The organism is Aurantimonas sp. DM33-3 (assembly GCF_014334315.1).
Lineage (GTDB): Bacteria > Pseudomonadota > Alphaproteobacteria > Rhizobiales > Rhizobiaceae > Aurantimonas > Aurantimonas coralicida.
The window spans coordinates 1-25,492 of sequence record NZ_JACSGS010000009.1 but is presented as its reverse complement, the minus strand read 5'-3'; the positions used below and the strand labels follow the sequence as shown (position 1 = coordinate 25,492).

General features: G+C 63.7%; 28 protein-coding genes, 1 tRNA gene and 2 pseudogenes. 16 read left to right on the top strand and 15 right to left on the bottom strand.

The features are described 5' to 3' along the window. Positions 1-99: 99 nt before the first annotated feature. The gene (locus H9Q09_RS13365) at positions 100-1,704 is read right to left on the bottom strand and encodes a hypothetical protein (RefSeq protein WP_187391447.1); all 1,605 of its coding nucleotides are present in this window, start codon (positions 1,702-1,704) and stop codon (positions 100-102) included. A 197-nt stretch (positions 1,705-1,901) separates the two neighbouring features. Between H9Q09_RS13365 and H9Q09_RS13360 the strand changes: the two genes are divergently transcribed. The 9 genes from H9Q09_RS13360 (at position 1,902) to H9Q09_RS13320 (ending at position 7,842) form a co-directional block, all read left to right on the top strand. Further along, the gene (locus H9Q09_RS13360) at positions 1,902-2,645 is read left to right on the top strand and encodes a pyridoxine 5'-phosphate synthase (RefSeq protein WP_187391446.1); all 744 of its coding nucleotides are present in this window, start codon (positions 1,902-1,904) and stop codon (positions 2,643-2,645) included. 169 nt (positions 2,646-2,814) lie between these two features. Then, positions 2,815-3,432, top strand: coding sequence for a TetR/AcrR family transcriptional regulator C-terminal domain-containing protein (locus H9Q09_RS13355; protein WP_050767679.1), 618 nt, complete (start codon positions 2,815-2,817; stop codon positions 3,430-3,432). A gap of 40 nt (positions 3,433-3,472) precedes the next feature. Continuing rightward, positions 3,473-4,492 carry a ketol-acid reductoisomerase gene (gene ilvC / locus H9Q09_RS13350; protein WP_009209110.1) on the top strand — a complete coding sequence of 340 codons (1,020 nt, stop codon included), beginning with the start codon at positions 3,473-3,475 and terminating at the stop codon, positions 4,490-4,492. A gap of 157 nt (positions 4,493-4,649) precedes the next feature. Then, a complete protein-coding gene (locus tag H9Q09_RS13345) occupies positions 4,650-5,087 on the top strand; it encodes a PilZ domain-containing protein (protein ID WP_187391445.1) in 438 nt (145 codons plus the stop codon). Between the two features lie 165 nt (positions 5,088-5,252). Beyond that, positions 5,253-5,328 (top strand) — tRNA-Lys (locus tag H9Q09_RS13340). A 968-nt stretch (positions 5,329-6,296) separates the two neighbouring features. Then, positions 6,297-6,461: a hypothetical protein gene (locus H9Q09_RS13335; RefSeq protein WP_154653360.1), complete on the top strand. Its 165-nt coding sequence runs from the start codon at positions 6,297-6,299 to the stop codon at positions 6,459-6,461. A 17-nt stretch (positions 6,462-6,478) separates the two neighbouring features. Beyond that, entirely contained in the window at positions 6,479-6,667 is a 189-nt protein-coding gene (locus H9Q09_RS13330; RefSeq protein ID WP_024348516.1) for a hypothetical protein, read from the top strand. A 196-nt stretch (positions 6,668-6,863) separates the two neighbouring features. Beyond that, positions 6,864-7,244, top strand: coding sequence for a hypothetical protein (locus H9Q09_RS13325; protein ID WP_187391444.1), 381 nt, complete (start codon positions 6,864-6,866; stop codon positions 7,242-7,244). Beyond that, positions 7,237-7,842, top strand: coding sequence for a metallophosphoesterase (locus tag H9Q09_RS13320; protein WP_024348514.1), 606 nt, complete (start codon positions 7,237-7,239; stop codon positions 7,840-7,842). The genes H9Q09_RS13325 and H9Q09_RS13320 overlap by 8 nt, the downstream gene beginning before the upstream one ends. A gap of 77 nt (positions 7,843-7,919) precedes the next feature. Here H9Q09_RS13320 and H9Q09_RS13315 read toward each other — a convergent pair whose 3' ends face one another. Next, positions 7,920-8,336, bottom strand: coding sequence for a hypothetical protein (locus H9Q09_RS13315; protein ID WP_187391443.1), 417 nt, complete (start codon positions 8,334-8,336; stop codon positions 7,920-7,922). Between the two features lie 512 nt (positions 8,337-8,848). Between H9Q09_RS13315 and H9Q09_RS13310 the strand changes: the two genes are divergently transcribed. Continuing rightward, positions 8,849-9,454: a transglutaminase-like cysteine peptidase gene (locus H9Q09_RS13310; protein ID WP_187391442.1), complete on the top strand. Its 606-nt coding sequence runs from the start codon at positions 8,849-8,851 to the stop codon at positions 9,452-9,454. 129 nt (positions 9,455-9,583) lie between these two features. Here H9Q09_RS13310 and H9Q09_RS13305 read toward each other — a convergent pair. Then, a pseudogene (locus tag H9Q09_RS13305) lies at positions 9,584-10,850 on the bottom strand (IS3 family transposase). Between the two features lie 289 nt (positions 10,851-11,139). On the opposite strand from H9Q09_RS13305, the gene H9Q09_RS13300 reads away from it, so the two are divergent. Beyond that, positions 11,140-11,907, top strand: coding sequence for a heparan-alpha-glucosaminide N-acetyltransferase (locus tag H9Q09_RS13300; protein WP_187391441.1), 768 nt, complete (start codon positions 11,140-11,142; stop codon positions 11,905-11,907). 319 nt (positions 11,908-12,226) lie between these two features. Next, positions 12,227-12,406 (top strand): thioredoxin domain-containing protein, encoded by a 180-nt coding sequence (locus tag H9Q09_RS22480; protein ID WP_188077968.1) that lies wholly within the window; start codon positions 12,227-12,229, stop codon positions 12,404-12,406. 57 nt (positions 12,407-12,463) lie between these two features. Here H9Q09_RS22480 and H9Q09_RS13290 read toward each other — a convergent pair. Then, positions 12,464-13,542: pseudogene (locus H9Q09_RS13290) on the bottom strand (IS630 family transposase). A 29-nt stretch (positions 13,543-13,571) separates the two neighbouring features. Here H9Q09_RS13290 and H9Q09_RS13285 point away from each other — a divergent pair. Continuing rightward, a complete protein-coding gene (locus H9Q09_RS13285) occupies positions 13,572-13,871 on the top strand; it encodes a thioredoxin domain-containing protein (protein ID WP_187391440.1) in 300 nt (99 codons plus the stop codon). 55 nt (positions 13,872-13,926) lie between these two features. On the opposite strand, the gene H9Q09_RS13280 is transcribed toward H9Q09_RS13285, so the two are convergent. Then, the gene (locus H9Q09_RS13280) at positions 13,927-14,478 is read right to left on the bottom strand and encodes a L,D-transpeptidase (protein ID WP_210315356.1); all 552 of its coding nucleotides are present in this window, start codon (positions 14,476-14,478) and stop codon (positions 13,927-13,929) included. 41 nt (positions 14,479-14,519) lie between these two features. On the opposite strand from H9Q09_RS13280, the gene H9Q09_RS13275 reads away from it, so the two are divergent. Next, the gene (locus H9Q09_RS13275) at positions 14,520-14,798 is read left to right on the top strand and encodes a hypothetical protein (RefSeq protein WP_187391439.1); all 279 of its coding nucleotides are present in this window, start codon (positions 14,520-14,522) and stop codon (positions 14,796-14,798) included. Between the two features lie 6 nt (positions 14,799-14,804). On the opposite strand, the gene H9Q09_RS13270 is transcribed toward H9Q09_RS13275, so the two are convergent. The 4 genes from H9Q09_RS13270 to H9Q09_RS13255 form a co-directional block, all read right to left on the bottom strand. After that, positions 14,805-15,773, bottom strand: a complete 969-nt coding sequence (locus H9Q09_RS13270) for a murein L,D-transpeptidase family protein (RefSeq protein ID WP_246716140.1) — start codon at positions 15,771-15,773, stop codon at positions 14,805-14,807. Between the two features lie 121 nt (positions 15,774-15,894). Then, positions 15,895-16,734 carry a DUF1849 family protein gene (locus tag H9Q09_RS13265; protein ID WP_187391437.1) on the bottom strand — a complete coding sequence of 280 codons (840 nt, stop codon included), beginning with the start codon at positions 16,732-16,734 and terminating at the stop codon, positions 15,895-15,897. Continuing rightward, positions 16,724-17,218: a copper chaperone PCu(A)C gene (locus H9Q09_RS13260; protein WP_187391436.1), complete on the bottom strand. Its 495-nt coding sequence runs from the start codon at positions 17,216-17,218 to the stop codon at positions 16,724-16,726. Before H9Q09_RS13260 ends, H9Q09_RS13265 begins: the two co-directional genes overlap by 11 nt. A 317-nt stretch (positions 17,219-17,535) precedes the next feature. Then, positions 17,536-18,300, bottom strand: coding sequence for a L,D-transpeptidase (locus tag H9Q09_RS13255; protein WP_024352259.1), 765 nt, complete (start codon positions 18,298-18,300; stop codon positions 17,536-17,538). A gap of 696 nt (positions 18,301-18,996) precedes the next feature. Between H9Q09_RS13255 and H9Q09_RS13250 the strand changes: the two genes are divergently transcribed. Then, a complete protein-coding gene (locus H9Q09_RS13250; protein WP_024352261.1) occupies positions 18,997-19,251 on the top strand; it encodes a type II toxin-antitoxin system Phd/YefM family antitoxin in 255 nt (84 codons plus the stop codon). A gap of 428 nt (positions 19,252-19,679) precedes the next feature. On the opposite strand, the gene H9Q09_RS13245 is transcribed toward H9Q09_RS13250, so the two are convergent. The 5 genes from H9Q09_RS13245 to H9Q09_RS13225 are packed head-to-tail and all read right to left on the bottom strand — an operon-like array spanning position 19,680 to position 24,048. Next, complete coding sequence (locus H9Q09_RS13245; RefSeq protein ID WP_009209141.1) at positions 19,680-20,300, bottom strand: SCO family protein; 621 nt, start codon at positions 20,298-20,300, stop codon at positions 19,680-19,682. Continuing rightward, the gene (locus H9Q09_RS13240) at positions 20,297-20,782 is read right to left on the bottom strand and encodes a copper chaperone PCu(A)C (RefSeq protein ID WP_187391435.1); all 486 of its coding nucleotides are present in this window, start codon (positions 20,780-20,782) and stop codon (positions 20,297-20,299) included. The genes H9Q09_RS13245 and H9Q09_RS13240 overlap by 4 nt, the downstream gene beginning before the upstream one ends. Beyond that, positions 20,779-21,252: a DUF411 domain-containing protein gene (locus H9Q09_RS13235; protein WP_024352262.1), complete on the bottom strand. Its 474-nt coding sequence runs from the start codon at positions 21,250-21,252 to the stop codon at positions 20,779-20,781. The genes H9Q09_RS13240 and H9Q09_RS13235 overlap by 4 nt, the downstream gene beginning before the upstream one ends. A gap of 25 nt (positions 21,253-21,277) precedes the next feature. Next, positions 21,278-21,877 (bottom strand): isoprenylcysteine carboxylmethyltransferase family protein, encoded by a 600-nt coding sequence (locus H9Q09_RS13230; RefSeq protein ID WP_187391434.1) that lies wholly within the window; start codon positions 21,875-21,877, stop codon positions 21,278-21,280. Then, positions 21,874-24,048, bottom strand: a complete 2,175-nt coding sequence (locus tag H9Q09_RS13225) for a heavy metal translocating P-type ATPase (protein WP_187391433.1) — start codon at positions 24,046-24,048, stop codon at positions 21,874-21,876. Before H9Q09_RS13225 ends, H9Q09_RS13230 begins: the two co-directional genes overlap by 4 nt. A 304-nt stretch (positions 24,049-24,352) precedes the next feature. Here H9Q09_RS13225 and H9Q09_RS13220 point away from each other — a divergent pair, with 304 nt between their 5' ends. Beyond that, the gene (locus tag H9Q09_RS13220; RefSeq protein ID WP_187391432.1) at positions 24,353-25,225 is read left to right on the top strand and encodes a peptidoglycan-binding protein; all 873 of its coding nucleotides are present in this window, start codon (positions 24,353-24,355) and stop codon (positions 25,223-25,225) included. A gap of 70 nt (positions 25,226-25,295) precedes the next feature. Here H9Q09_RS13220 and H9Q09_RS22350 read toward each other — a convergent pair. Then, positions 25,296-25,492, bottom strand: a 197-nt coding sequence (locus H9Q09_RS22350; protein ID WP_210315355.1) for a hypothetical protein, incomplete at its 5' end; no start/stop codon positions are given.

The following is a 25,492-nucleotide window of genomic DNA, read 5'->3' as shown; positions in this document are numbered from 1 at the left end:
GGTCTGGCATGGTATTCCGTTGGGTCAGCCAGGGGGCATGAAAAAGGGCGGGAGCCTCGCGGTCCCGCCCTTTCCGATCATCGACGCTTCGCTCGGCTGTCAGCAGCCATTCGCGGTCAGATATACGGTGCGGTCCTCGATCCGGTCGACCGTGACCGCGCAGCCGTCGCCGAGATCGGCGGAGCCGCCGGCCTCGACCTGCTGGCGCCCGCCGCCGACGACGTAGAGCGTCGCGCCATTGTCGCCGAGGCCGGAGACGAAGACCTTCTTCTCGCCGAAAGTCGCCGTCTGGCCGACCGTGGTCCCGCCGTCGCCAGCGGCCGCGTCGCCTTCGCTGGCCGGTTCGGCCGGCGCAGCTGCTGCGCCGGCCTCGGCCGGCGCGGCGCTTGCCGCCGCATCCGGCTGTTCTGCCGGGGTCTCCTGCGGCGCTGCGGCGGCGTCATCGGAAGCCGGCGCCGCGCTGTCTTCGCTGGTCGCGGCAGCGTCGCCGGTGCAGCCGTCGCTGGCGAGGGTCACCTGACCGTTCTCGATCGCCTCGACCGTCACGCTGCAGCCATTGCCGGCATCGAGAGCCGAGCCGACGGCGACCGTCTCGCGACCGCCACCGCCGACGGCGAAGAGCGTCGCGCTGTCCTCGGCGATGGCGGAGACGAAGATCCGGGTCTCGCCGAAGCTCGCGGTCCCGCCGACCGGTACGGTCTGGGTGGTGGCGCTTGCGGCGGCCGGCTGTTCAGCGGGCGCGTCAGCTGCAGCGGGTTGGGCCGTTTCGGCGGCCTCGGGCTGTTCCGCCGCAGCCGCGGTCTCGGCAGGGGCGTCCTGCGCTGCCGCATCGGGCGCCGTCTCTGCTGCGGCCGGCTGGGCCTGCTGCGTCGCCGCGTCAGCCGTAGCGTCTGCCGCTGCTGGCTGCGCCTCCTGTGCGGGTGCCGCCTCCGCCTGCTGCGGCTCGGGCGCGGCCGGTGCGGCGGCGGCATTCTGGTTGCCGCCAGCCGGCGCTGCCGCTCCGGCGCAATCCTGCGATCCGAGATAGGCCGCGCCGGCGGCCACGCCGGCCAGCGTCACCTGGCAGCCATTGCCGGCGTCGATCGCGCTGCCGGACGTCACGTCCTGGGGATCGCCGCCGGCGACCGCCAGCGTCGCGCTGCCGCTTTCGGCGGAGATCGACACCAGCTGCACCGGATTGCCGCCGAAGATCGCCGACTGGCCCGGCAGCAGGATCGCGCCGGTGTTGCCGACCTGGCTGGCCAGTGCCGCCGGGTCGCCGCCTGCGGCATCCGCTCCGCCCTGGGGCGCGGCAGCCGGTGCGGCGGCGATGTCGCCCTTCAGCCCCTCGATCGCGGCGGCGAGTTCGTCGAGCTTGGCGGCCGCCGCATCGCGGGCCTCGCCTGCGCCGCTCTGCAGCGACTGGCCGAGCGCCTCGGTGCGGCTCTGGAAGTCGCCGCCCATCTGGTCGAGACGGGCGCCCAGATCGGCGATGGCCTGCTGCGTCTGCGCCACCGCGTCGTCGGCGGGGGCTGCCGCCTGCTGGCTCAGCTCCGAAACGCTGGTCTGCAGTTTCTCGATCTCGGCCTGCATCCGGCCGGCGACGCCCTGCATCTGGTTGCCCAGATCCTCCTGCAGGTCGTCATAGTCGGGGCCGACGGCCCAGCCGATCGCAATGCCGACGACCCCGGCAACGACGATGGGTATGAAGTTCGAACCACGCATGCTGTCTCTCCCTCGCAACGCGTACCGGGGGAGCCCCCGGGCATTGGTAACGTGTTCAACAGACTAGCGGTCGGGCAGGGGCTTTCAACACGCATTCGGCCTGCCGGGCCGGATCGGGAGCTTTTCTCGCCCGGCCGTTGACCGGTCGCCGGGGATCGCACACTTACGGGGCGCCGAAACGTTTCCGCGAGGCCCGCATGTCGACCGCTCTTTCCGTCAACCTCAATGCCGTCGCCATGCTGCGCAATCGTCGCGACCTGCCATGGCCGAGCGTGGTCGATTTCGGCCGGATCGCGCTGCGGGCCGGGGCCCATGGCCTGACCGTGCACCCGCGTCCGGACCAGCGGCACATCCGGTTCTCCGACCTGCCGGACCTGCGCGCCCTGATCGACAACGAGTTTCCGGCGGCCGAATTCAACATCGAGGGCTATCCGACCGAGGACTTCCTCGCGCTGGTCGAGACCGTCAGTCCCGAGCAGGTGACCTTGGTCCCCGACGATCCCTCGCAGCCGACCTCGGACCATGGCTGGGATTTTGCCGGGGAGGGGGCGTTCCTGACGCCCATCGTCGCGCGGTTGCAGGCCGGCGGCGCGCGGGTGTCGCTGTTCGCCGATGCCGATCCGTCGGCGATGCCGGCTGCGGCGGCCACGGGCTGCGACCGGATCGAGCTCTATACCGGCCCCTATGGCGGCACACATGCCGACCCGGACGCGGCGAAGGCCGAGATCGAGCGGCTCGGCGCGACGGCCGATGCGGCGCTCGCCGCGGGGCTGGGCGTCAATGCCGGGCACGACTTGACCGTGGCCAACCTGCCGGCGCTGGTCGCGCGCATTCCGGAACTGGCCGAGGTCTCGATCGGCCACGGCTTGACGGCCGACGCGCTGGAATACGGCATGGAGACCTCGGTGCGGCGGTTCCGGGCCGCCTGCGGCCAGGGCTGAGTCCCCAGCGAATACCGGGCACTCGAATGGGAAAGGGCGGGCTCTGCGGATTTCCGCTTGCGTCCGCCACCGACACCTCCTAGAAGCCGTACCGTAACGTACGGTACGGCTCTCGCGAGCCGCCCCTGGAGGCAGTGTGTCGGCAACCGAAACCATCGCCGTGGAGAGCATGACGGAGCGCCAGTGCGATGTGCTGGACGCGGCGCTGCGCCTGCTCGTCGAGGCGCGCCGGCCGCTGACCATGACCGCCGTGGCGCGTGCCGCGAGCTGCTCCAAAGAAACCCTGTACAAATGGTTCGGCGACCGCGACGGGCTGTTGACCGCGACGGTGCAGTGGCAGGCGGCGAAGGTCCGCGGCGTTCCGGTGGGGGCGGAGGCGGCATCGCGCGAGCGCCTGGCCGCGCATCTGACCCAGTTCGCCCGCGACTGGCTGACCGTCCTCAGCGGTCCGACCTCGGTGGCGCTCAACCGGCTGGCCATTGCCGAGGCCGGTTCGAAGACCGCCGATCTCGGTGCCATCGTCCTGCATAACGGGCCGTTCGCCATGGCCCGGCGGCTGAAGCCGGCGCTGGAGGCCGGTCGCAATGCCGGGCTGGTGCGCTTCGAGGACGCCGACGATGCCTTTCGCAGCTTCTTCGGCCTCGTCGTGCGCGACGTGCAGATCCGGCTCTTGCTCGGCGACCGGCTGACGCTCGACAAGGCGGCCGTCGCCCGCGACGCGGAGCGCGCCACCACACAGTTCTTCGCTCTTTACGGAGTGGACGAGGAGAGGCCGGTCACGGCCTGAATTCACGACAACAAGCAAAGCATCCAAAGGAGGATACAGCATGCGCGTCTATTACGATCGGGATGCCGATCTCAACCTCATCAAGTCCCGCAAGGTCGCGATCATCGGCTATGGCAGCCAGGGCCGCGCCCATGCGCTGAACCTGAAGGATTCCGGCGCCAACGACGTCGCCGTCGCCCTGCGTGCCGGCTCGGCGACCGCCAAGAAGGCCGAGGCCGACGGCTTCAAGGTCATGACCGTCTCCGAGGCGGCCGGCTGGGCCGACCTGATGATGATGGCCACCCCGGACGAGCTCCAGGCCGACATCTACCGCGACGAGATCGCCCCGAACATCCGCGACGGCGCGGCCATCGCCTTCGCCCACGGCCTCAACGTGCATTTCGGCCTGATCGAGCCGAAGGCGACCGTCGACGTCGTCATGATCGCGCCGAAGGGCCCGGGCCACACCGTGCGCGGCGAATACCAGAAGGGCGGCGGCGTGCCGTGCCTCGTCGCCGTCCACCAGGACCCGTCGGGCAACGCGCTCGACCTGGCGCTGTCCTATGCCTGCGGCGTCGGCGGCGGTCGCTCGGGTATCATCGAGACCAACTTCAAGGAAGAGTGCGAGACCGACCTGTTCGGCGAGCAGGTCGTCCTGTGCGGCGGTCTGGTCGAGCTGATCCGCGCCGGCTTCGAGACGCTGGTGGAAGCCGGCTACGCGCCGGAAATGGCCTATTTCGAGTGCCTGCACGAAGTGAAGCTGATCGTCGACCTCATCTATGAGGGCGGCATCGCCAACATGAACTACTCGATCTCCAACACCGCCGAGTGGGGCGAGTATGTCTCCGGCCCGCGCATCATCACCGCCGAGACCAAGGCCGAGATGAAGCGGGTTCTGGCCGACATCCAGACCGGCAAGTTCACCTCGGACTGGATGCAGGAGTACCGGGCCGGTGGCGCGCGCTTCAAGGGCATCCGCCGCCTCAACGACAAGCACCAGATCGAGGAAGTCGGCGAGAAGCTGCGCGGCATGATGCCGTGGATCAAGTCGAACGCGCTGGTCGACAAGGACCGCAACTAGGCGCCCCGCGCCTGGCCGATTCGGCAATTGTTTGAGCGCCGGCGGGACCTGTCCCGCCGGCGCTTTGCATTTCGCTTGAATTTCAGCGGGTTTGGTTCAGGAATTGCAAAGGAGTTCCTGCGACAACCGGACCGACTGTCCTGGCATGGAGGCCGATATGGCTGCGCTTCCCGAACATGAACCGGACGATTCGGAACGCCGCGTCGCGCCCCGCACGCGCACGCTGAAGCGCGCCAAGGTCATCTTCAACGGCGGCTTTTCCACCTTCGACTGCATCGTGCGCAACATCTCGGCGACCGGCGCCCTGCTGACCATCGACGACGCGGCGCATCTGCCCAAGGAATTCCAGATCCGGATCGGCGAGGAGCGCGACGAGCGCCCGGCGCGCCTGGTCTATCGCCGCGCCATGTTCGCCGGCATCCGCTTCCTCGATGTCGAGCCCGGCCCGGAGGCGGGGGACCAGCGTCCGCTACCGCCGCAGACGACGGCCAGGCCGCCCGAATCGCAGCCGGCCCAGGCTCCGGCCGGCGGCATCCGCAAGATCACGCCGGAGGCGCTGCCAGCCACCCTGACGCGCCTCTTCGCCTGGTCCTGACCGGCGTCGAAACCGATCCTGCGCGGCACCTGACGCCCGGTCCCGGCCGCTTGCCGCGCACTCCACGAAAATAACCGTCATCGCACTGCAAAAAATGGTCGCTAACGGGTGGACAGCCACCGCGCTTCCGCTTATGTAGCCGCTACCGAACGCCACCGGCGTCGTGGGTGATTAGCTCAGTTGGTAGAGCAGCTGACTCTTAATCAGCGGGTCGTAGGTTCGAACCCTACATCACCCACCAAATTTTCCTGATATAGCAGGCACTTGGGGGCCGCAGGTGTGACCTTGCGGTCAGCGCGATGGCTTCTCAGGTCACGTACAGGTCACAGCCAAAATAGTTTACGAGCCCCCGCTGGGCCTGATTCCAAGTTGCGGGGCCTGCTGCCGCTTCGGGTTCACTGCCACGATCTTCAAGCGGACCACGGACAGTCGTCCAATGCCCAGCGCCCTCGCGAAGGTCTTGTTCATCTGCTTCCCCCTTTTTGTGGGTCGAGGCGCGTGACCGGTCAGGTCACGCCTGTTGCGATCAGGCACCCCGCGCGTCGCGGTGCCCGCCGTGATTTCGCTCCGCCGAAGTGTCGCCACCCGGGGAGTGAAGGCCTACGGGTTAGCGCCCCTGCCGGTCGGCGCCCGGTGGGGTGGGTCCCACGATTCCCCTCGCAGGAGGGGGCCGAACTGGTAGACCTCGGCGGCCGCGTTCACCGTGACGGCCCATCCCGCAAGATTCGAGGTCGCCATCGCGCCCTCCGCCGGCGGTTTCGCGCCCGCGCCTCGGCGCCCCGTGCTGGTCCACCAACACCAGGAGGACACCATCGACGACCCCAACTCCGACCACCTCTACGCCCTGCTTGAGATCGGCTTTGGCCCGATCCACGAATGGCCGCGACCGGACGACGGCCCGGCGGCGGAGGCCGCCATCAACCGTGCTCTCGACGTCGCCTTTCGGCCGCCCATCGACGCCGCTTCCGGGAGGAACTCCGCTTCGGCCAGCACGGCGAGGACGCAGGGGGCTTCCTGTGGCGTTGCTGGTGCCGCGCGATGCAGCAGCCGAACGTCTTCCTCGATCGCTATGGCCGTGGGTACGCGTCGCCGGGAGAGGCAGCCTGATCTCTGCCGCCGATCCCCCTCGAATCTGACGCCAGCCCGCCGGCGCCCAACGCTTCTCTTGGGGCACGCGGGGGACCGGGTCCGCAACGAGGGAGAGAGACAATGACCGACCATACGCATGACATCGCCGTCCGAAGGGCAAACGGCCTCGGCTGCACCCCGGCCGTCGCCGCATACATGCTCGCATTGGAGGCGCACCTCGAGACGCTCGAGGAGAAAGTGGGCGAGCTCCGCTACGACGTCCGCAGAATCCGGCGCGCAGCTTGAGAAGCGAGGGAGAGACCATGACGTACCGTTCCGCCGCCGAAACCATCGCCGCGCTCGACTTCGAAGACAGGAAGTCCTTCCAGTCGGTCATCTACAGGATCCGGCTTGCCGAGCGTGGCGCGGCTGCCGCCATGGCGTACCTCGACACCGAGGTCGCGGCGGGCGACCGGGCCGAGGTCCTGCGGCTGTCGGCGCAGGCCGCCTGATCCACCCCACCCCGTCGACGACACCAGCCCCGGCCACCGCGCCGGTTTGTTTGCCCGCCGGCCGGCTTGACGCCAACCCTCCCGACGCCGCACAAGGCTCTCATGATCTCTCGCTCGCAGCTCATACGTCGCCGTACTGCCTGACGGTCCCTTCCGGGCCGCGCCGACGCACGCCCCGACAGATAGAGCGACCGCCATGACGAGAGACATCCCGCCCAACCCGTTCGAGACGCAATTGCGGTCCGCCGCCCGACACCTCTCGATGGCCCTGCGGCTGCTCGACCGGGAGAGCCGGGCGATGGTCGACCTCGCCCGAGACAGTTATGAGGGCTACCGGGCGCGACATGCTCTAGCGAGCGCTCTAGTCTGCGCCAGCCAAGCGCTCATCACCCCGTATTGGCCCAGGGCGTTTGCCGACGCGGAGGCGTTCAAGGTTGCATTCCGAGACCTGAACCTTTTGCGAGTCCGGGCTCGCGACGCGGAGGTCACCTCCTCGGTGATCGACGACGCAACTCCGCATCTGCGAATGCTCCTCGAAGCGACCCATCAAGCGATGGAGGATGCGAGCCATGGCTGAGATCTTCTTCACCGCCGACACCCACTTCGGCCATCGCGGCATCATCGCGATGTGCGATCGCCCGTTCTACGATGTCGAGGACATGGACGAGGGTCTCATCCGCCGCTGGAATGACCGCGTGCGGAAATCCGACATCGTCTACCACCTCGGTGACTTCACCATGGGCGCAACGGCGGGACGCGGCCGCGAGATCTTCGACCGTCTGAACGGCCGCAAGCACCTCATCATCGGCAACCATGACCGGGAGAAGGTGCGCACGCTCCCTTGGGCGTCTCCGCCGCGTGACCGCCTGATGCTTCGGCACCCGGAGGAGAAGATGCCCGTGGTGCTCGACCACTACGCCCTTCGCACCTGGCCCAGCCTCCATCACGGTGCCATTCATCTCTACGGACATTCGCACGGCAGCCTGCCGGGCATCGGGCGCTCGGTCGACGTCGGCGTCGATGTTTGGAATTACACGCCAGTGACGCTCAACGAGATCCGCCCGACGCTGGAGCGGCAGCAGGCGGTGCTCGACGACGCGAGGGCGGCGCGGGCAGTCAGCGAAATGGACGACGAGGCTCGCGGCGATGCGCATACGAGTGAACTGCCACTATAGCAAATGTCCGACCGGTTCCCGTCGGCAGCTAATTCCCGTTGTCTCGACTTATTCGAATCCGGTGAGCCCTTCGCCGGTCATGCCGGAATGCAGTTGTTGACGTCGATTCCCGAGCCCTCCAAGTTGCCGTTCTCAAACCGGAGGCGATCCCCATGGCATTCACGAATCCTCACGCAGTCCAGGGCGGCGCTCTCGCCACCGGAGCCATCGCTGCAGTCGTAATGCATCAGACAATCTTCGGCTTGATCGACGCGATCCGCGCCGGCCGCATCGCCCGTGAAGAAGAGGCTGCCCATGGCGCGTGGGACCACGCCCTGTCGTCGGCGCGCCATGATGCCGGTCAGATGTCCACGCTCGCCAAGGCTGCGGTCACGATGGCCCTCGACGCGCAAGACGAAGCCGCCGAACTCCGCGCCGAGATCGCCCGCCTCCGCCGCGCCGTCGACCAGCGCGACGCCGTCATCCGGTCGCTCGGCTGATGCCGTATCTCCCATGGCTCCACCAGACTCTGGTTGACCTCGTAGAGTGGCCGGAGGCCCAAGAAGTGGCCATCGCTCTCCATACGAGCCACGTAAAGGCCACTGAGAACGACGTTGACGGGTCGGGCGGGGTAAACCCTGCCTCGCGAAAAGACGTCGCTCTTAGGAAGTGCTCCTCCTAGGCGAACGCGAACGGCGAGGGTGCCGGCTGGTTTTCGACGCTGTGGATTGGTCGCGGGGCAGGGGCCTCGAACAAACGCTCTCATTGTTTGCGGCTTTTGCCGATGGCTCCTGACCGCTGTATTCGAGGCTTCTCCACGGCGGATCAGGCATGGGGCCACGATCTGCCAAGTGTAACTCGCTCGTCCTGGAGCGGAGTTTACGATCGCATTTGATCTGACCGGGGCTTCGTTCAAATCGAACATAGTGAATAGATTATATAAAAATCGCTTCGAAATGCGATGTCGATTTTGGCTGTAGAGTAAAATCGGTATGCCACTCTTCTCATCATCAGAGAGGAGGCGGGAATGTTAAAAAAATACAAACTAGTTATTAAATCAATACTTGCAATGTTGGTTGTTGTTATTTTCGCAAACACCGCGTTGGCACAGCGATCGCAAATGCCGATGCTGGAGCGAACATCGCAGCCCGTCGGCCACTACGAATTCTGCCAACGATATCAAAGCGAGTGCCAGCCGAATCCGTCGGCTGTCATTCCGACCCTGACCGAGGATCTCTGGTCGCAGTTGATCGAGGTGAACGGCTCCGTTAACACGGTCATCATCCCGCGAACCGACGAAGAGATTTTCGGTGTAGCCGAGCGCTGGGCCTACCCCACTAAGCAAGGTGATTGCGAAGACTTCGCGCTTCTGAAGCAGTATATGCTCCAGCGTGCAGGTGTTCCTCGTTCAGCCCTCCTTATCACCGTTCTTCGTCAGCGCAACGGTGCCGGCCATGCGGTACTGACAGTGCGAACCAGCGAAGGCGACTTCGTGCTCGACAACCTGGACGAGCGGATCCTTCCTTGGAACGAGACGGATTATCTTTATCTAAAGCGGCAGTCGGAGCTGGACTCCGGAAAATGGATCGGCATAGCGGACGACCGCGACATCCTCGTCGGTAGTGTGCGGTGATCAGCTACTGGATAGGATGACTATCGAGACGGGTTATCGCAGGGTTTCTGGCGATATCGTTGCAGGCATCACCGATGAATTTTGAAGTGGACTCCGTTTCGCATTTCGCCGGACAGGCGGCGGTTGGGTTTAGGCACTGCGCCTGATGAACTCTCGCGGCGATCGGAACTTCAAGCCTGAGTGCGGATGGACCTCGCAGTAATCCTCGATCCAGTCGGGGAGCAAGGCGAGAATGGTAGCGGCGTCCGGCAGGACGGTGATGCTGGCGTAGTCGCGCTTCAGCGTTTTAACGAAGGCTTCCGACATACCGTTCGACTCCGGGCTGCGGACGGGCGTGAACAGAAGCGTCAGTCCGAGGGCCCGGGCGGTGTCGGCGGTCTCCTTGGCAATGTAGGCGCTGCCGTTGTCCGACAGCCATTCGACGGGTTGTGGCACCTTGGTCGTGCCGAAGCGGCGCTCGACGGCGGTGACCATGAGGTCGCGCACCATCTCGCCGGAGATGCTGGCCTGCGCCACGGCCGACCAGGTAATGATCTCGCGGTCGCAGGCACCCAGGACGAAGAGAATGCGCACGACTTCGCGGTTCCTGGCATGGATCTCCAGATGGTCTGAGCAGTGAGCCAGCGAGGCGCCACCGGTTCGAGCCCGCTGGCGAACGCACGTTCGACCGCAGCGCAATGACGACGCCGTCATGGGTTCGACCGGGCCGCCGGGCGGTATGGCGCTCCAGCGTCAGGCCGTGATGCTGCATGATCCTCAGTACCCGCTTTGCATTGACCGCCGGGCGGCATTCCGCCCGCAGGCGACGGTTCAACAGCGCCGTGACGCGCCGGTAGCCATAGGTCGGCCGAGCGTCGATGATGGCACGGATGGGCGTCAGGAACTCGGCATCCTCGGCCTTGCGATACGGCCGCCCGCGGCTTCACCGCCCTGCCGCGTCGATCGTTGATCTGGGAACAGGCGACGTCAAGCGTCCGCGCCACGGCGCTCACCGTGAACCGTCCGCGGGGATAGCTCCAGGACAGCAAGGGCGATGTCCGTTTTCTGGGGCGAGCGACGTCGCGCGCCTCTTTCAGGATCTCGTTCTCCATCGTCTTGCGTCGAGCAGCCGCTCAAGGTCGCGGACCCGCTTTTCCAGATCGCGGACCCTCGACGTGCCGACGACGTCTTCGTCGGCCTGGACGGCCGCATGTCCGCCCTCCAGCATCCGACGCTTCCAGGCAAAGAGCTGCGACGGCGAGACGCCTGCCTGCCGCGCTACGAAGGACATGCTCATCCCCGGCTGCATCGCCTCCTCGACGAGGCGGACCTTCTCGGCCGTCGACCATCGCCGCCGGCGCTGCACGGAAGTGATCACTTCAACCCGCGAAAACGGGCCATCAGGAGCTTTCGACATAGTCGTACTCATAGGCGGATGCCTATGCCTTATCGGCTATACTACCTGGCTGCTCAAAAAGGGGTGCGCTCCAGCCCCATTCTTTTTCAGCCATTTATCCCTTGCGCCTCCAGTGGGTAGAGGAGCTAGGGGTGGCCGAATGCCGAACAAGGAGTCCATCGATGACGTCCATCCTCCCGAAACAGTTGGCCAGTGACACATCCGGCTGTCTCTCCGAAAACCCGGCAGGCGCGATAGCTGGAATTTCAGCCGTCGCTGGCCAAAGCCTCTGATGTCAGCGACAGCAAAGATGGCAGGTTCTGCCGTGCCTGAGGTTCCGAGCAGCTTTTGCAGTCCTACGCGCTACGTATTTGTCGATGTGTGGCGCGGATTGGCGATCATCGGTGTCGTGATCTATCACTTTGGCTGGGACCTGAGCTTTTTCGGGTATGTTTCGCCCTCACTGATGTTCAGTATTCCGGTCACTATATTTGCTCGCAGCCTCGCCGGCTCGTTCATGTTTCTCGTTGGGGTCGGGCTCGTGCTGGCCCATTTCCGCTATACCCACTGGCAAAAATTCCTCACGCGCCTTGCCAAGATTGTCGTGGCGGCTGCCGCGATATCAGTGGTCACGTATGGTGCTTTTCCTACCAGTTTCATTTACTTCGGAATTTTGCACTCCATCGCGTTGGGATCTCTCCTGGGACTCCTCTTTTTGAGGTTTCCAATTGGCTTGGTCTTCTTCGCCTCATTCGCAACGCTGGCGGCGCCGCTCTTTCTCGAAACCCCGACCTTCAACACCCGGTTCCTGGCCTGGATCGGATTTGCTGCTGCGCCACCATTTTCGAATGATTTTGTGCCTGTGTTCCCGTGGTTTGGGGTGACACTTGCGGGCATAGGCTGCACCCGGCTCCTTGTGGCCAGGCCATCAAAGCGGGACCGGAAGCCCCATAGCCCCAGGGCACATCTTGGCAGGGTACTGACGTGGGTGGGGCAACGAACGCTGCCCATCTACCTGTTCCATCAGCCACTGCTTTTCGCCGGATTTGTTGTCTTCACCCGCCTCTTAGCGGAGTAGCCGAATCGCCCCCCATAGACCCGGTTCTCGAACCAGGAAGATCGGCAATTGATCTAGATTATCCGCCAAACCGACCGAGCCGTGCTATCTTTGTAGTCTTCTCGAAAAGCCGCCAAGCTGAGCAGGGGCCTTTTGTCCTCGTCCTCGTCAGATGCTCCGCGATTGCGAGTACAATGGCAGCATCCCAGCCGACGAACGAAGCCGTCAATGCCCAGACTTTCGTGCCTCCCGCAGGGCCACCCGGCCGCACCGAAGTCCCGGAGCCGATGGGATCGTTGGACATCGACGAACTGATGGCCGAAGGCCACTGCCGGACCTCGTGATCGATGATCCGAATGCGCCGGTAACGATTGTCGAATACGCCTCGATGAAGTGCGGCCACTGCGCAAACTTCCACGAGAACAGCTATCCGGCCATCAACACCGACTACATCGTCACCGGCGAGGTCAAGCTGATCATTCGCGGATTCCCTTCGACCCGCGCGCGCTCGCGGCAGTAATGCCGGCGCGCTGCACGCAAAGTAATTCCCAGCGCACCGCATGATCGATGTCCTCTTCTAGTGGATTGACTCCAACGTTTGGAACCCTCGACATCGTGCGGCGATGATGGCGTCTGGATCGGCGCGCCAGACGAAGGGCTTCGGGTTTTGGTTGTGCTCGGCGACGAAGCGGTTGATGGCGGCCTGGAGGTCAGTGACGGAGCAGAACACGCCGTGCTTCAGTCGCCGGCGGGAGAGTTTGGCGAAGAAGCCCTCGACGGCATTCAGCCATGAGCTTGACGCCGGGGTGAAGTGGAAGGTCCAGCGCGGATGACGCTCCAGCCAGCGCCGGACCTCGGGGGTTTTATGCGCGGCGTAGTTGTCGAGGATCACGTGGACGAGCTTTCCGGCAGGGATCTCGCGCTCCAGCGCGTTGAGGAAGCGGATGAACTCCTGGTGGCGGTGGCGCTGCATGTTCGTTCCGAACACCGTGCCGTCGAGCACGTTGAGCGCCGCGAACAAGGTGTCGTGCCGTTACGCTTGTAGTGATGGGTCATGGTCGCGCCGCGCCCCTTTTTTAACGGCAGGCCCGGCTGCGTCCTGTCGAGTGCCTGGATCTGGCTCTTCTCGTCGACGCTGAGCACCACGGCATGCGCCGGAGGACTGACGTAGAGCCCGACGATGGCGTGGAGCTTCTCGGCGAAGGCGGGATCTCTGGATAGCTTGAAGGCGCGCCAGCGATGCGGCGCGAGGCCGTGAGCATTCCAGATCTTCTGCACCGTCGCCACCCCGAGCCCGGCGGCCTTCGCCATGGCCCGCGCAGTCCAGTGCGTGGCCTCGTGCGGCGGCGGCTCATGTGTCAGGCGCACAAGGTCCACGACGCGGCCATCGCCGATCGGAGCCTTGCCCGGCGGACGCGTCTTGTCCTCGAGCAACCCATCGACGCCGGCCTCGGCGAAGCGGGCCTGCCAGCGCCAAACGGTCGTCTTCGACTTGCCCGTCGCTGTCATGATGGCGTTGGTGCCGACACCGTCGGCAGTCAGAAGGACGATCCGCACTCGCCACGCATGCTTCTGCACCGTGTTGCGGTCTGCGACGATGGCCTCCAGACGCCGACGATCGGCGGCGGAGACCGAAATGGTAACTCCTGTGCGCATGCAGCAGACTCGCATGCGAGCCTAACGATGTGAATCCCACACCGGACTCTTTCGTTCCGGTCAATCCACTAGCAGCAGACCAACGGGAAAGAGTGGAAAATTTTTCGGCGGCTTTTCTCAACATTACCAAGCTGGCCGGTTTCACTCAGGAAACGTTCTCCGCCTGCCTAAACGACAAGGAATTGCAGCAGAAGATCGTCGCCGCGCAGAAGCGCGGACAAAAGATGGTTTGCGTGGACGCGACGCGAACGTTCTTCGTGAACGGCGACAAATACGCTGGCTTGCTTCCGGCCAATCAGATGTCGGCGATGATTGAATCCATGTTGTAGGATCTATCATCGGAAGGAGCTTTTTCGACACGCGCCGAAAACCCGGCGCTGGCGATCACCGCACTACCACCTCGGCTCCTACGCTCACGCGATCATACAGGTCGATTACATGCTCGTTGAGCATCCGAATGCAGCCGTTTGATACAGCCTTACCGATCGAAGATGGCTCAGTCGTCCCGTGGATACGGTAGAGAGTATCTTGGCCGTTTCGATGAAGGTAAAGCGCCCGGGCACCCAAAGGGTTGCCGGGGCCGCCCTTTAGCCCTCCCGCGTATTTTGCATATTTCCCTGGTTCGCGCTTGATCATGTTTGGTGTCGGCGTCCAACGGGGCCATTCAGCCTTCCGGCCAACTACTGCCTGGCCGGAAAAGCTCAGTCCAGCTCGGCCTACGCCGATGCCGTAGCGCCGCGCGAAACCGTCTTCTTCCACCAGGTAAAGGAACCTCGCCTTCGGATCGACGACAATGGTTCCGGGTGTGAAACCAGAGAAGGCGACACGCTGCGGCAGAAACTTCGCATCAAGCTCGAACGCTTGATGCGCGGCCGTTGGACCGGACAGGGCAGAGAATAGCAGGACACCAATCATGAACTGACGTCGGTTGGTCATCTCTTATCTCCGAAGTCTGACGCTGAAGGAGATGGTCGCACATGGCCATTGATATTTGGTTGCTCGCGCGGGTTAGAGCATCGCTGCCGGATTGGGATTTGCCAAATACCAACGAGCGCAGGTCAGAATTCATGCGCCGACTCCCGCAGTTCGATGAGGACGATTTTCAAGGGCTGATCGACAACCTTGCCGCGGCAGAGGTCGACGATACCGTCGGCGGCGGCGACAATGCGGTTGGAGGGCCAGGTGTCCCAACGAACTGCCGTACATTCTCGATAGGTTCAGCTCGGGCGATCCGGACACCAGAGATTGGCGGGTGATCGGACCTATTGGCCCGCCTGGTAGGGATCAACGAGAGCTGCATCGGGCCGACTGATCTGGACGGCGGTAATCGATGTTTCCCTAGCGAGCTCCTCCGCGCCGAGACGTGCCAGCAAGCTGCGGAATTCGGGGTGCATCCCGCCATCGACATAAGCCATCGCCATCTCGGCGCGGCCTTCTACAAGAAGCTTCTGCACAACCCGCTCGTCGTCGTGTCGCTTTGCCGACACTCGGGGATCGACCCTGGTATTCATGGCAGGACAGGCAGCGGTCGGTTCGAGTGCCGCAGCACCGTCAACGCGGCGGGCATCAAACACGTAGCGCCCTCCGCAGGCCGCGACCGTCGGCTCCCTGCGGGTGACTTCGAAGACGTCGTATCCGAGCTTAAGGTTGCGCCAGAACTCGATGTTCGGGTCGCCCTGATGCTTCGCCATCTGCTCAGCCGTCATACGGAATGGGAAAGACTGGACCTGAAAATCGCTTTGTCCGATCCGGAAGGCACTTTGCGCCTCGGCGTACACCTCGGCCACGCCATTGTCTGTCATGGCAAAGCAACCCGCGGAGGAACAGGCGCCATGGACCATGAGGGAGTCTCCGGTGTAACCGAGCGCTCGTTCCAGTTGGTTCGGATAGCCGAGATTAAAGGAGCGGTGATATTTCGAGTTCGGGTTCATCAGGCTTGCCGTAACCTGATAAAACCCCTCGGGCGCCTGCCTGTCGCCGTCAGCCGTCTTCGGCCCTAGCCGCCCTGACCAGCGGCACATTGGATGGGTCTTGTGAAGCGCGTAGCGGCCGTCTGCCCCCTGCCTCCAAACCTCCAGCTCGCTTTCCTCCTTGAATATGCGCATGAGAATCGAACCTTCCGGGCGGGTTCTCTCGGCCACTGCGAGAGTCGCCGGCGCCAGGTCCGTGTAGGCATCCTCCGTGATCGAGACACACCCGCCGATGGACAACAGGGTGATCGCGGTAAACATTGCCCGCGCCACATACGGCAGGGAAGGCATTAGATCGTAGGAGTTCAGGGTCGCGCCTCTCTCAACGGCTGGATTTGGAACCACGCGTCGGCGGCCGGGATCGTGCACCAGTTTCCGCATCTCAGGAGGCATCTTCGCAGTCAGGCGCCGCCGCAAGCTCGAGCTTGGATAGTGAGCCCGAGAACGCGTAGTCGCCGTTGTCGATTATGATGTCGTCCGAGATGCCGTTCTCGTACAGGGTGTAGCTTGTCTGGAACAGTGGCAGGCCGTCCAGCTTGCTGTCACTATTGTAATAGGACTCCGCCACCCGCCATCTGCGCAGATCGAGCATCGCAGCGACAGGCGAGGAGGCAGCCTCAGGATTCGCCGGTCCGGGCGGCGTTGCCTCCGCTTCGACGGGGGTGATGATCGCCGTCGTCGTCAGGAGTTTCCCTGCCTCGTTGTCGCCGTCATAGAGACGGGCCTCGACGAGGCTTTCCCCAGCAATCGCCATGTCGATGAGATCCATCGTGTGCGCTGTGGGAAAGACCGACAATGGCAGGTCAAACGTTTCGGCACTCGGCTCGGCGATTTCAACACGCGTACGAGTATCCGTATTTGTCGCGCTGCCGCGGATGACCCATCCCTCGACGTTGTCGACGAAGGTCCGCGTGGTGAAGTGGTAGGCCCTTGCGGCGAAATTCTCGACCGAAACCGTCTGCTGGTCGGTGACGACGGTGGCATCCTCGCGCTCAAAGCGGGCGACGAAGCGGTAGTCCAGCTCGATCTGCTCACAGGTTTCGCGCTCGAGTTTAAGGGCGATGCGTCCGCTGCCACCGACGAGATCGGAGGACTTGCGGAGCATAGACATATCGTAGACAGCCAGATGGGGCACAATGTCTGCTGCCTTGGCAGGGAACGCAAACAAGCTGGTCGCGATCATCGTCAAGATCAGGGCCGAACGAGATCGATCACGAGCCATGATGATGGTCCTCCGGGGTTGATCCCGCGGCAAGCACATTCGCCACAATGGTCCGTTCGCTGCCGTCGAAGAAGGAAACTGTAACGGGCACCATTGCGCCAGGCGACAAGGCCGGCTCCTGCGGGGCAGCCAGGAGATGCAGGCCTGTCTCCTTCATGAGAAGTTCGGAGCGTGCGGGAACGGCAAGACCACCGGAAAGGCCCGCTCGTGGCTTGTCCTCTGAATGCGGACCGCGGGAGACGGCGATGCGGGCAACGGCCGGGCTTGTCACCCCGCTGATCGTCACGCTGCTACCGGTGCCGTTCCAGACGACCAGATAGAGGTCGATCGGCTCGGCAGGATCGGGAGACAGGACGAACTCGGCGTGCTCAACCGTCAAGAGTTCGCCTGGTCTGGAAGGGTGCACCGTCCTGGCAGACGCCGATCCGGGTACGAACGTCAGGATTAGCGCAAGGGTACTGACCGCCACGAAGCGTCGATCCATTTGGGCATTCATCCTTGACTAGGTTCGCGACTGATTTCAGCGACAGTTCCGGCGGATTTGAGGCGATCGCCTCGCCGACGACGGCGGTGGGTGTTTGGCGGACCACCGATATTCGATGATCACGACAGCCGCGGCTCAGCGACCGCGATGCTCGTCCGCTTACGCAATTGTATGGCAGGACTTATCGGCACATCGTCTGGATGGCCGGACCGTCCGAAGATCGGAGATCGGGTCCAAACTCCGGCCCGGTCCTAAACGGCGAACGCTCGAACTTGTGAGGGAGTCCGCCAGACTCGATGGCGCTCGGTCACCCGCTATTAGGCAGACATAGCAGTCGCTGGATCCGGAATTACTCGGATAGGGGTTCCGTCCGGGACCCGTCCGTACAGGTCGATGACATCCTGATTCAGGAGGCGAATGCAACCAGAGGAAACCGCTTTTCCGATCGACCAAGCCTGATTTGTACCATGCAAGCGGTAGAGCGTATCGCGCCCATCCTGAAAGATGTAGAGCGCCCTGGCCCCGAGTGGGTTGTCGAGGGACGGTGGCATTCCACCGTTCGCCGCACTGTATGGCGCGAGTTCGGGTTCACGCTTGATCATCTCGGCCGGAGGCGTCCATGTCGGCCATTTGCGCTTATAGGCGATCGTCGCCCGCCCTGACCAGGAGAAGCCGCCGCGACCGACGCCGATCCCGTAGCGCATCGCCGTTCCTTCTTCCATCACGAGGTAGAGGTACTTGGCGGGCGTATCGACAACGAGCGTTCCGACCCGCTCGGTGGTGGGGTAGTCGACGACTTGCCGCCAGAGCCGTCGATCGAGATTGCTAACGTCGACCGCCGGGATCGGAAAGCGCTCATTGGGCATCGCCCGGTACATCGCGGGGAGTACGGGCTTGGGCTCTGGAGGCTTGATCGGAACGACACGTGTCGGCTCCTGCGTGGAGACGCAGCCCGTGAGCGCAACGCTCGCCATTACCGCAATGAATGCGCGACGGTCCATGCCGGTCGCTCCATCCCGGCTTGCCGAATCGCACGATGGATGGGTGATTGCCGGGGGGCGGCGCGTCTTGGCGTCGATCATGTCTTCTCCTTGAAATAGGCGTGGCCGGAGAGGCCGTCGAGTTCTCATCGGGTTCTTGGATCGGTTCGCTCATGCGCGCAAACGCGGCACGGCGAGCGCGTGAACCGGCCTTGAAAGCACGGATGCGAGAGCGGCGCGGGAGCGATGAATTCGAGCTGCCGCGCTACAAAAGCTTTCGGCTCAGTGCTGTTGTCTAGTAACTACGAGATGGGTGGACGCTCGATCCGGCCGGGGGAGCCTCCGGAGCCCAACTCGATCGACCGCGGAAGGGGGAGCACGGCTCTGCGAGGGCTCTCCACAAACGGCCCCACGACCTGCATTGCAGGAAGTTTGCAGTGGAGGGCGTGGGCCGAACTCGCCTCCTGCGTCGTCGCTGGCGCCGGGCCGTCCATAGTGCCCGCTCCATAGAGCGGATCCAATGAAAGCCGCTCCGCCATCTGGCAGGGACTTTCGACCGCCTCGACCACGGCCGCGGCGTGACTCATCGACCCAAGTAGCAGGGCGGCAAGCAGCGCGAGGCGGAGAAAAATTCCCATGGATGGGTCATAGCAGCGGCTTTGTTGCTCGCAACTTAAAGAGCGAGCAACTTTGTTTGATGTGACACGCATGGCGACATGGTGGTGGCTTCCGCATTGACCAGCCCGCCCCCCTGGGGCGGGGAAAGGGTACGAATGTTATGCGTTCAGGAGCTATGCCATGAGGGAGTTCACGTTCTCCGACCTGAACCGCAGCTCGGGCGACATCCTCGACCGCGCGCTGAGCGAGCCGGTGGGCCTGAGGAAGCGCGGGAAGCGGAAGATCGTCATGGTCCCGTCGGAGGCCTGGGACAGACTCAGCCGGCTCGACGAGGGCCACCAGGCGCACTGGGTCGACCAAGCGCCGGAGGAGGACCTCGAGAACCTCATGGCTGGCTTCCAGGAACTCATCGACGCCGGGGAGCACGCCGAGTGAACGTCGGCGGGGTCTACCGCTTCAACTACCTCTGGGACCATGAGGCGGAGCGCGGCGAGGAGAGCGGCCGCAAGATCCGCCGCATCGTCTTCATGATGTAGATCGGCGGGTGGCGGTACCTGTTCCCGATGTCCGGTGACCCGCCAGCGCCGCGCGAGAACGGCGTTGACGGGTGTTCGTGATCGTTCCCGAGATGGAGCGCCGCCGGATTGGGCTCGGGCACGACACCGAGAAGCCAATCCAATGCGGAACGCTTTCATCCTCGGTGCGGCCTCTTTTCACCCCAGTGCCGCAATGAGCGCATTCGCACGGGCTGGGGCATGTTTCGATTTCCAGATTTTTGCGAAAGGCCGGTTCGTTGGCTGCTTGTGGGTGGCGTCGGCAGCAGCTTTTTGCTCGAGTCAGCTTGAGCGCCGCTTCGGCATCTCTCAGCTAGCCAACAGGCGCTCAACTTTTTGCCGCTGGACCTCTGGCGACTCGTGGATGTCCAATGTGCCGTAAAAGCTTCCGTCGCGATCAAATAGGTAGACCCCGGCGGAATGATCGACCGTGTATTCGCCGTTCTCCAGCGGAACGAGTGCGCGGTAGGCCTTGAAAGCCGAGAATGCCTCGTCAACTTCTGCCTCTGTGCCGGTCAGACCAACAATCTGCGGATCAAACGACTTTAGGTATTCGTTGAGCCGCTCCGGCGTATCCCGCTCCGGATCGCCGCTGATCAAGAGTACCTGAAGATCGTCGCCTTGGGGACCAAGATCGTCCAGCAGCACCGAGAGTTCACCAAGGGTCGTCGGACAGATATCCGGACAATTCGTGAAGCCGAAGAACAGCGCTACCGGCTCACCCCGAAAGTCACGCCATTCACGGCGTCGCCCTTCGTGGTCGACAAGAGAAAACTCGCCGCCAATGTTGGCGATACCGGATGACGCTTCTCCGGGGAGGGGAGCCTGACCCGAAGCGCGCATGATGGTGACGCCAGCAGTCGCGCCCACGAACAGGCACAGGACGACGACGGCGCCCCACAACGTTCTGCGAAGGGTTTTCGGGCTCACTGTCGTTTCTCCAGATGGCTATCTGACGCTTCCGCAGGGCGTCCGCCGAAGCCTTCGACTGTGAACTCGACCGGCACGGAACCCGCCTTCTCGAACACGAGAGTTCCTGCGAAGGGCTCGGCTTCCAGAATCGGCTTCTTCATGCCCGTCAACATCACGTGGGTGGCGCCTGGCTTTAGTGAGATGGTTTCGCCCGGAGCGATTGGGAGCCCACCCTCGAGCGGGCGCATCCGTGCGACTCCGTCGACAATTTTGGAGGTGTGCAACGTGAATCCTGCCGAGACGTCCGCGGAACCGCCAATCAGCCGATCCGGCTCGCTGCCGTTGTTCGTGACTGTCAGATATCCCACGCCGGTCTTGGCTGTTGCAGGCGTTGCGCGCGACCAGGGATGACCGATGACCAGGTCCCCGGCCGTTACTTCGTGCGCGGCCGCAGCTCCGGTCAGGGTGAGGACGAGGACGATCGATGTCGGAAACCTCATTGTACTGGAACATCCTTGGACTGCGGGTAGGTGTCGTAGACGGTTGCAGATCCGTCAGTCTGCACGAGAAGTACGTCGTACGGTTCGCCGCTCTCGCCCATGCCGGGAGACCCCACCGGCATTCCGGGCACGGCGAGGCCGATCGCATCCGGTCGCTCTTTAAGGAGGCGCGCCACAGAGGCGGCCGGAACATGCCCCTCGATGACATATCCTTCGACAAAACCGGTGTGGCAGGAAGTCTGATCCTGCTTCAGTCCGGCCTTCATTTTTCGAGCATACAGATCAGCCATCGCGAGGTTGTCGTTCGTCACTTCGAACCCGGCGCCCTCCATGTGTTTAATCCAGCCGATGCAGCAGCCGCAGCCAGATGTGGAAAAGACCTCCACCGATTCGCCTGTCGCCGATGCGACGGACGACATCATGAGTAAGCCTGCCGCGGCCGTCGCGAGCGTGTTCCCAAAGCTACGCATCTTGCTCTCCTTGATTTGACACGGATTAGAACCATCGTCGCACCCGGGACCGGTAAGCGACGTATTGGTCTGTGAAGGCACTTTCGAGGAACCGCTCCTCATCCCGGACCTGAATCTCGCAGGCCAGCCAGAAGGCGGTGGCGCAAACGATCATCGCGATCGACGGAACCGCCAGTGCCAGGCCTAGGGCCATTGCGAGCATGCCGAGGAACACCGGGTTACGTGAGACCCCAAATAAACCCTGCGTGACCAGTGCGTCCGGCGCGGCGGAGGGAACTCCCACACGCCAACGTCTTCCCATGCTGGACTGTGCAAAAACCGTCAGGAACTGGCCTGCCAGCGCCAACGCCAATCCGACTGCGTGCAGCCATTCGAGCTTGCCGACCGGACGCAGGATCGGCCACCTTATCTCTGCGGCGTATCCGATCAGCGCGCCAAGGGCGCCGATGACACTCAGGCGGAACAATCCCTGTGCGACCTGCTGGCGTGAGTTTCCGGCGAAGCCGTAAGCCTTGCCGTCGATCATGGACGACGTTCGGCTGGTTGCAATCATCAGCCAGAAGCAGGTTGTCAGGAGAACGATGAGAGGCCCGAGGCGGAGGACTTGCTCGGTCACGTTGATCATTGCGGCCTCCAGCCGAGCAGTCGCATGGCGTTGGCTGTCACCAGTACCGTTGCTCCTGTATCTGCCAGGATAGCTGGCCAGAGGCCCGTCACGCCGAGTAAAGTCGTCACCAGGAACACCGCCTTGAGGCCAAGCGCGATCGCGATGTTCTGATGAATGTTGCGCATTGCGGATCGCGACAAGGCAATCATGTCCGGAATGTCCTGAACCCGGCCATGCAGGACCGCGGCGTCCGCTGTTTCCAGAGCCACGTCGGTCCCTCCACCCATGGCGATGCCTATGTCTGCGGCAGCCAGGGCGGGGGCATCGTTGATGCCGTCGCCGACCTTGGCAACGAAATGGCCCTCCGCCTGGAGGTCTCGCACCGCCTGCTGCTTGTCCTGCGGCAGCAATTCCGACCGCGCCCGGATCCCCAGGCTCGTCGCTACGGCGTCTCCTGTCCGTCGGTTGTCGCCCGTCAGCATCATGATCAGGACGCCTCGACCGCGCAGGGCCCTGAGCCCCGATGCGGCATCGGGGCGGGGCTCGTCCCGCATGGCGATCAGACCTGCAACCGTGTTACCGGCCAGAAGGACGGAGACGGTCTTGCCCGCGTCGTTGAGGACGGTGATCTTGGTGCTAACGTTCTCGCAGATCTGCGTGCGCCGACCTGCAGCCAGGGGAGAGCCGAGGAATACCCGTTCGCCGCCGACGCTGCCGGCGATCCCTTCGCCCGGAATGGCTTCGGCGTCGAACGCCGGCGGGAGCGGCGCCTTCCTGGCCTTTGCCTCCTGCAGAATTGCCATAGCCAGCGGGTGGCTTGATCCCAGTTCCAGCGACGCGGCCAAGGAAAGTATGTCCCGCTCCGCTCGGCCGATCGCGATCACGTCGGTGACCTCGGGCTTTCCCATCGTGATTGTCCCGGTCTTGTCGAGCGCGACAGCGGTCACTCTGCCGAGGTTCTCCAGTACCGCACCGCCCTTCATGAGGAGACCTCGGCGGGCACCGGCGGACATCCCGGCAGCGATGGCCGCAGGGGTCGAGATGACGAGCGCGCAGGGGCAGCCGATCAAGAGGATGGCCAGACCCTTGTAGATCCAGTCGTTCCAAGGCTCGGCGAAAAGGAGCGGAGGCAGGATCGCCGTCAGCGCCGCGAATACCAGGACGCCAGGGGTGTAGTAACGGGAGAACCGGTCGATGAACCTCTCGGTTGGGGCCTTTGCCTCCTGGGCCTCCTCCACCAGCCGCACCACACGCGCGATGGTATTGTCGGAAGCGGCGGCAGTGACCTTGATCCGCAGCACACCGCTTGCATTGATCGTGCCCGCGAACACCGTGTCGCCGACGCTCTTGCGCTTTGGTACGCTCTCTCCTGTCACGGGCGCTTCGTCGACCTCGCCGGCTCCCTCGGCGATGACGCCGTCCGCCGCAACGCGATCGCCGGGGCGCACCAGAATTATGGAGCCGACGGCCAGTCCGTCGGCGGCTACCGCGACCGTCTCGCCGTCCCGCACCAGAAGCGCCGTCTTCGGCACGAGGTCCGTCAGGCCCTGAATATTCTTCCGTGCCCGACCGGCGGCCACGCCCTCCAGCATCTCGCCGATCAGAAACAGGAGGACCACGGCCGCTGCTTCTTCCGTCGCGCCGATGATCACCGCGCCGACGGCGGCAATCGTCATCAGCATCTCGATGGAAAACGGCGAGCCGTAGCGAGCTGCTGCGGCGGCGCGCCTTGCGATCGGAACGAGGCCAACGGCGAGTGCCAGCAGGAAGGCCCAGCTCTCAAACGCTGGAAAAGCCACGCCCGCCAGATAGGCAATTGCGAATGCGAGGCCGCACGTCAGCGTCAGAACCGCCTTGGGCGTTCTCCACCACGCTTCATCGCCAGCATGCTCGTGTGCATGCGAATGATGGTTCGGATTCTCGCCATCAGTGGGAGCCGCCGCATTGCCGGTTCCTCGGACGCCGCGGCTAACTTCTCCGATTCCGTAACCGAGGTTCTTTACCTGGCGGATGATTGCTGCCGGAGTGAGCGCCTTCTCGTGTGCGACCGTCATCGTGCCGGCCGCGACCGACACGGCTACGTCTCCGACGCCTTCCAGACGTCGCACAGCCTTGTCGATCTTCGACGCGCACGAGGCACAATCCATGCCGCTGACGCGGTAGCGTGTCTGCTGGAGTTCTGCCGCCATCGGTGGGTCCCATCTTCTGCCACCGGATGGCTACAACCTCCAGCGGCTAGAGGAGCAAGCCCCTGATCGTAGAAATGTTTCACAAGATATCAGCCGACCATCCCGGCGTGCATCAAAGGCGCCTTGAATGACAGGATGAGGCCCCCGCTTTGGCCCGCCGAACCCTTCCGATTCTGTCGCCCGGAGCTAGGTTCATTCAAACCTTCGGATCGTTGAGCGCAGGGCAGGAAAGCCTGATGAGAGCAACAGAAGTTCATTATCTGCCATCGCACCATCGCCAACACGACAGCTCAGGGGACGCGGCATGAGCAGTTTCTGGCAGGTTTTCTTGCTGGCTCTTCTGCCGGGAGCGGGAAATTTCGCCGGGGCGCTCGTGGCAGAGTTCTGGAAGCCGTCTTCCCGGCTACTGAACTGGGCGCTGCATGCCGCTTCCGGGATCGTCATCGCGATCGTCGCGGTCGAACTAACCCCCGAGGCCGTAGACGTTCTGGCCGGCTGGTGGCTCGCGGTAGCCTTCGCGGCGGGCGGCGTCTCCTATGTCATGATCGAAGCCCTCGTGGAGGGACTTCAGAAGGATGGCAGCCGCGGGAACCGAACGGGGATGTGGATGATCTACGTCGCCGTCGCGGTGGATCTCACCAGCGACGGCATGATGCTCGGAACGGGCTCGGCCGTATCCAGCAGCCTCGCGATGGTTCTGGCGTTCGGCCAGGTATTGGCCGATGTCCCGGAAGGCTACGCCGCGATGGCCAACTTCCGGGACAAGGGGGTGCCCCGACGGCGTCGGCTGCTTCTTTCGGCGTCGTTCATCCTGTTTTGTGTCGGGTCCGCCCTCGTCGCATTCTTCATACTGCGAGGTGCGGGAGAGAGCGTGAAGATGGCCGCCCTTGTCTTCGTTGCCGGCTTGCTGACCGTGGCCGCCGTCGAGGACATGCTGGAAGAGGCGCACGAGGCGCGCGAGGACGATCGCGCATCCGTGCTCGCGTTTGTGGGCGGCTTCACCCTTTTCACACTTGTGTCAGCCGGGTTGGAAACAGTGACGGGTGGCGACGCCCGCGCAAGCGGCTCCATCGACGCTCGTATTTTCGCAGGACAGCAAACCCAAGCGATGCCTGATGCGGCGGCCTTTGCCGAAGGCTATCAAAATAGCCTCTTGTCGCTCTTGACCTTCCAGTGAGGGGAAGCCCCATCTGTTCACTGCGATGGTAATGGACCATCGTGACGCTAGCCGTGGGATGTCCAGGAGATCAGATGGTCTGCTCGCCATGATCCGGTCTGGCTTCAGGACAGATCGCCCATGTGCCGCGCTGGTAATTGGACAGAACGAGGAATAGCCTACGCTCATGCAGTTCATCGCCCGCCTGATATTTGTCGCACTCCTCGCCGCATTCGCGGCGAGTTCGGTTGCGCATGCGGCTGGCTCGGCAAAGATGGCCGCCGACAT

Excerpts from the sequence above, each read along its gene's own strand:
- H9Q09_RS13330 (WP_024348516.1), top strand. The coding sequence starts at position 6,479 with ATGACGTACCGTTCCGCCGCCGAAACCATCGCCGCGCTCGACTTCGAA.
- H9Q09_RS13230 (WP_187391434.1), bottom strand. The coding sequence starts at position 21,877 with ATGATCAACGTGACCGAGCAAGTCCTCCGCCTCGGGCCTCTCATCGTT.
- H9Q09_RS13260 (WP_187391436.1), bottom strand. The coding sequence starts at position 17,218 with ATGGATCGACGCTTCGTGGCGGTCAGTACCCTTGCGCTAATCCTGACG.
- H9Q09_RS13320 (WP_024348514.1), top strand. The coding sequence starts at position 7,237 with ATGGCTGAGATCTTCTTCACCGCCGACACCCACTTCGGCCATCGCGGC.
- H9Q09_RS13300 (WP_187391441.1), top strand. The coding sequence starts at position 11,140 with ATGGCAGGTTCTGCCGTGCCTGAGGTTCCGAGCAGCTTTTGCAGTCCT.
- H9Q09_RS13240 (WP_187391435.1), bottom strand. The coding sequence starts at position 20,782 with ATGAGGTTTCCGACATCGATCGTCCTCGTCCTCACCCTGACCGGAGCT.
- H9Q09_RS13270 (WP_246716140.1), bottom strand. The coding sequence starts at position 15,773 with ATGTTTACCGCGATCACCCTGTTGTCCATCGGCGGGTGTGTCTCGATC.
- ilvC (WP_009209110.1), top strand. The coding sequence starts at position 3,473 with ATGCGCGTCTATTACGATCGGGATGCCGATCTCAACCTCATCAAGTCC.
- H9Q09_RS13220 (WP_187391432.1), top strand. The coding sequence starts at position 24,353 with ATGAGCAGTTTCTGGCAGGTTTTCTTGCTGGCTCTTCTGCCGGGAGCG.
- H9Q09_RS13275 (WP_187391439.1), top strand. The coding sequence starts at position 14,520 with ATGGCCATTGATATTTGGTTGCTCGCGCGGGTTAGAGCATCGCTGCCG.
- H9Q09_RS13335 (WP_154653360.1), top strand. The coding sequence starts at position 6,297 with ATGACCGACCATACGCATGACATCGCCGTCCGAAGGGCAAACGGCCTC.
- H9Q09_RS13265 (WP_187391437.1), bottom strand. The coding sequence starts at position 16,734 with ATGGCTCGTGATCGATCTCGTTCGGCCCTGATCTTGACGATGATCGCG.
- H9Q09_RS13355 (WP_050767679.1), top strand. The coding sequence starts at position 2,815 with ATGACGGAGCGCCAGTGCGATGTGCTGGACGCGGCGCTGCGCCTGCTC.
- H9Q09_RS13325 (WP_187391444.1), top strand. The coding sequence starts at position 6,864 with ATGACGAGAGACATCCCGCCCAACCCGTTCGAGACGCAATTGCGGTCC.
- H9Q09_RS13345 (WP_187391445.1), top strand. The coding sequence starts at position 4,650 with ATGGCTGCGCTTCCCGAACATGAACCGGACGATTCGGAACGCCGCGTC.
- H9Q09_RS13225 (WP_187391433.1), bottom strand. The coding sequence starts at position 24,048 with ATGGCGGCAGAACTCCAGCAGACACGCTACCGCGTCAGCGGCATGGAT.
- H9Q09_RS13250 (WP_024352261.1), top strand. The coding sequence starts at position 18,997 with ATGAGGGAGTTCACGTTCTCCGACCTGAACCGCAGCTCGGGCGACATC.
- H9Q09_RS13365 (WP_187391447.1), bottom strand. The coding sequence starts at position 1,704 with ATGCGTGGTTCGAACTTCATACCCATCGTCGTTGCCGGGGTCGTCGGC.
- H9Q09_RS13280 (WP_210315356.1), bottom strand. The coding sequence starts at position 14,478 with ATGACCAACCGACGTCAGTTCATGATTGGTGTCCTGCTATTCTCTGCC.
- H9Q09_RS13360 (WP_187391446.1), top strand. The coding sequence starts at position 1,902 with ATGTCGACCGCTCTTTCCGTCAACCTCAATGCCGTCGCCATGCTGCGC.
- H9Q09_RS13315 (WP_187391443.1), bottom strand. The coding sequence starts at position 8,336 with ATGGGAGATACGGCATCAGCCGAGCGACCGGATGACGGCGTCGCGCTG.
- H9Q09_RS13235 (WP_024352262.1), bottom strand. The coding sequence starts at position 21,252 with ATGCGTAGCTTTGGGAACACGCTCGCGACGGCCGCGGCAGGCTTACTC.
- H9Q09_RS13310 (WP_187391442.1), top strand. The coding sequence starts at position 8,849 with ATGTTAAAAAAATACAAACTAGTTATTAAATCAATACTTGCAATGTTG.
- H9Q09_RS13255 (WP_024352259.1), bottom strand. The coding sequence starts at position 18,300 with ATGATCGACGCCAAGACGCGCCGCCCCCCGGCAATCACCCATCCATCG.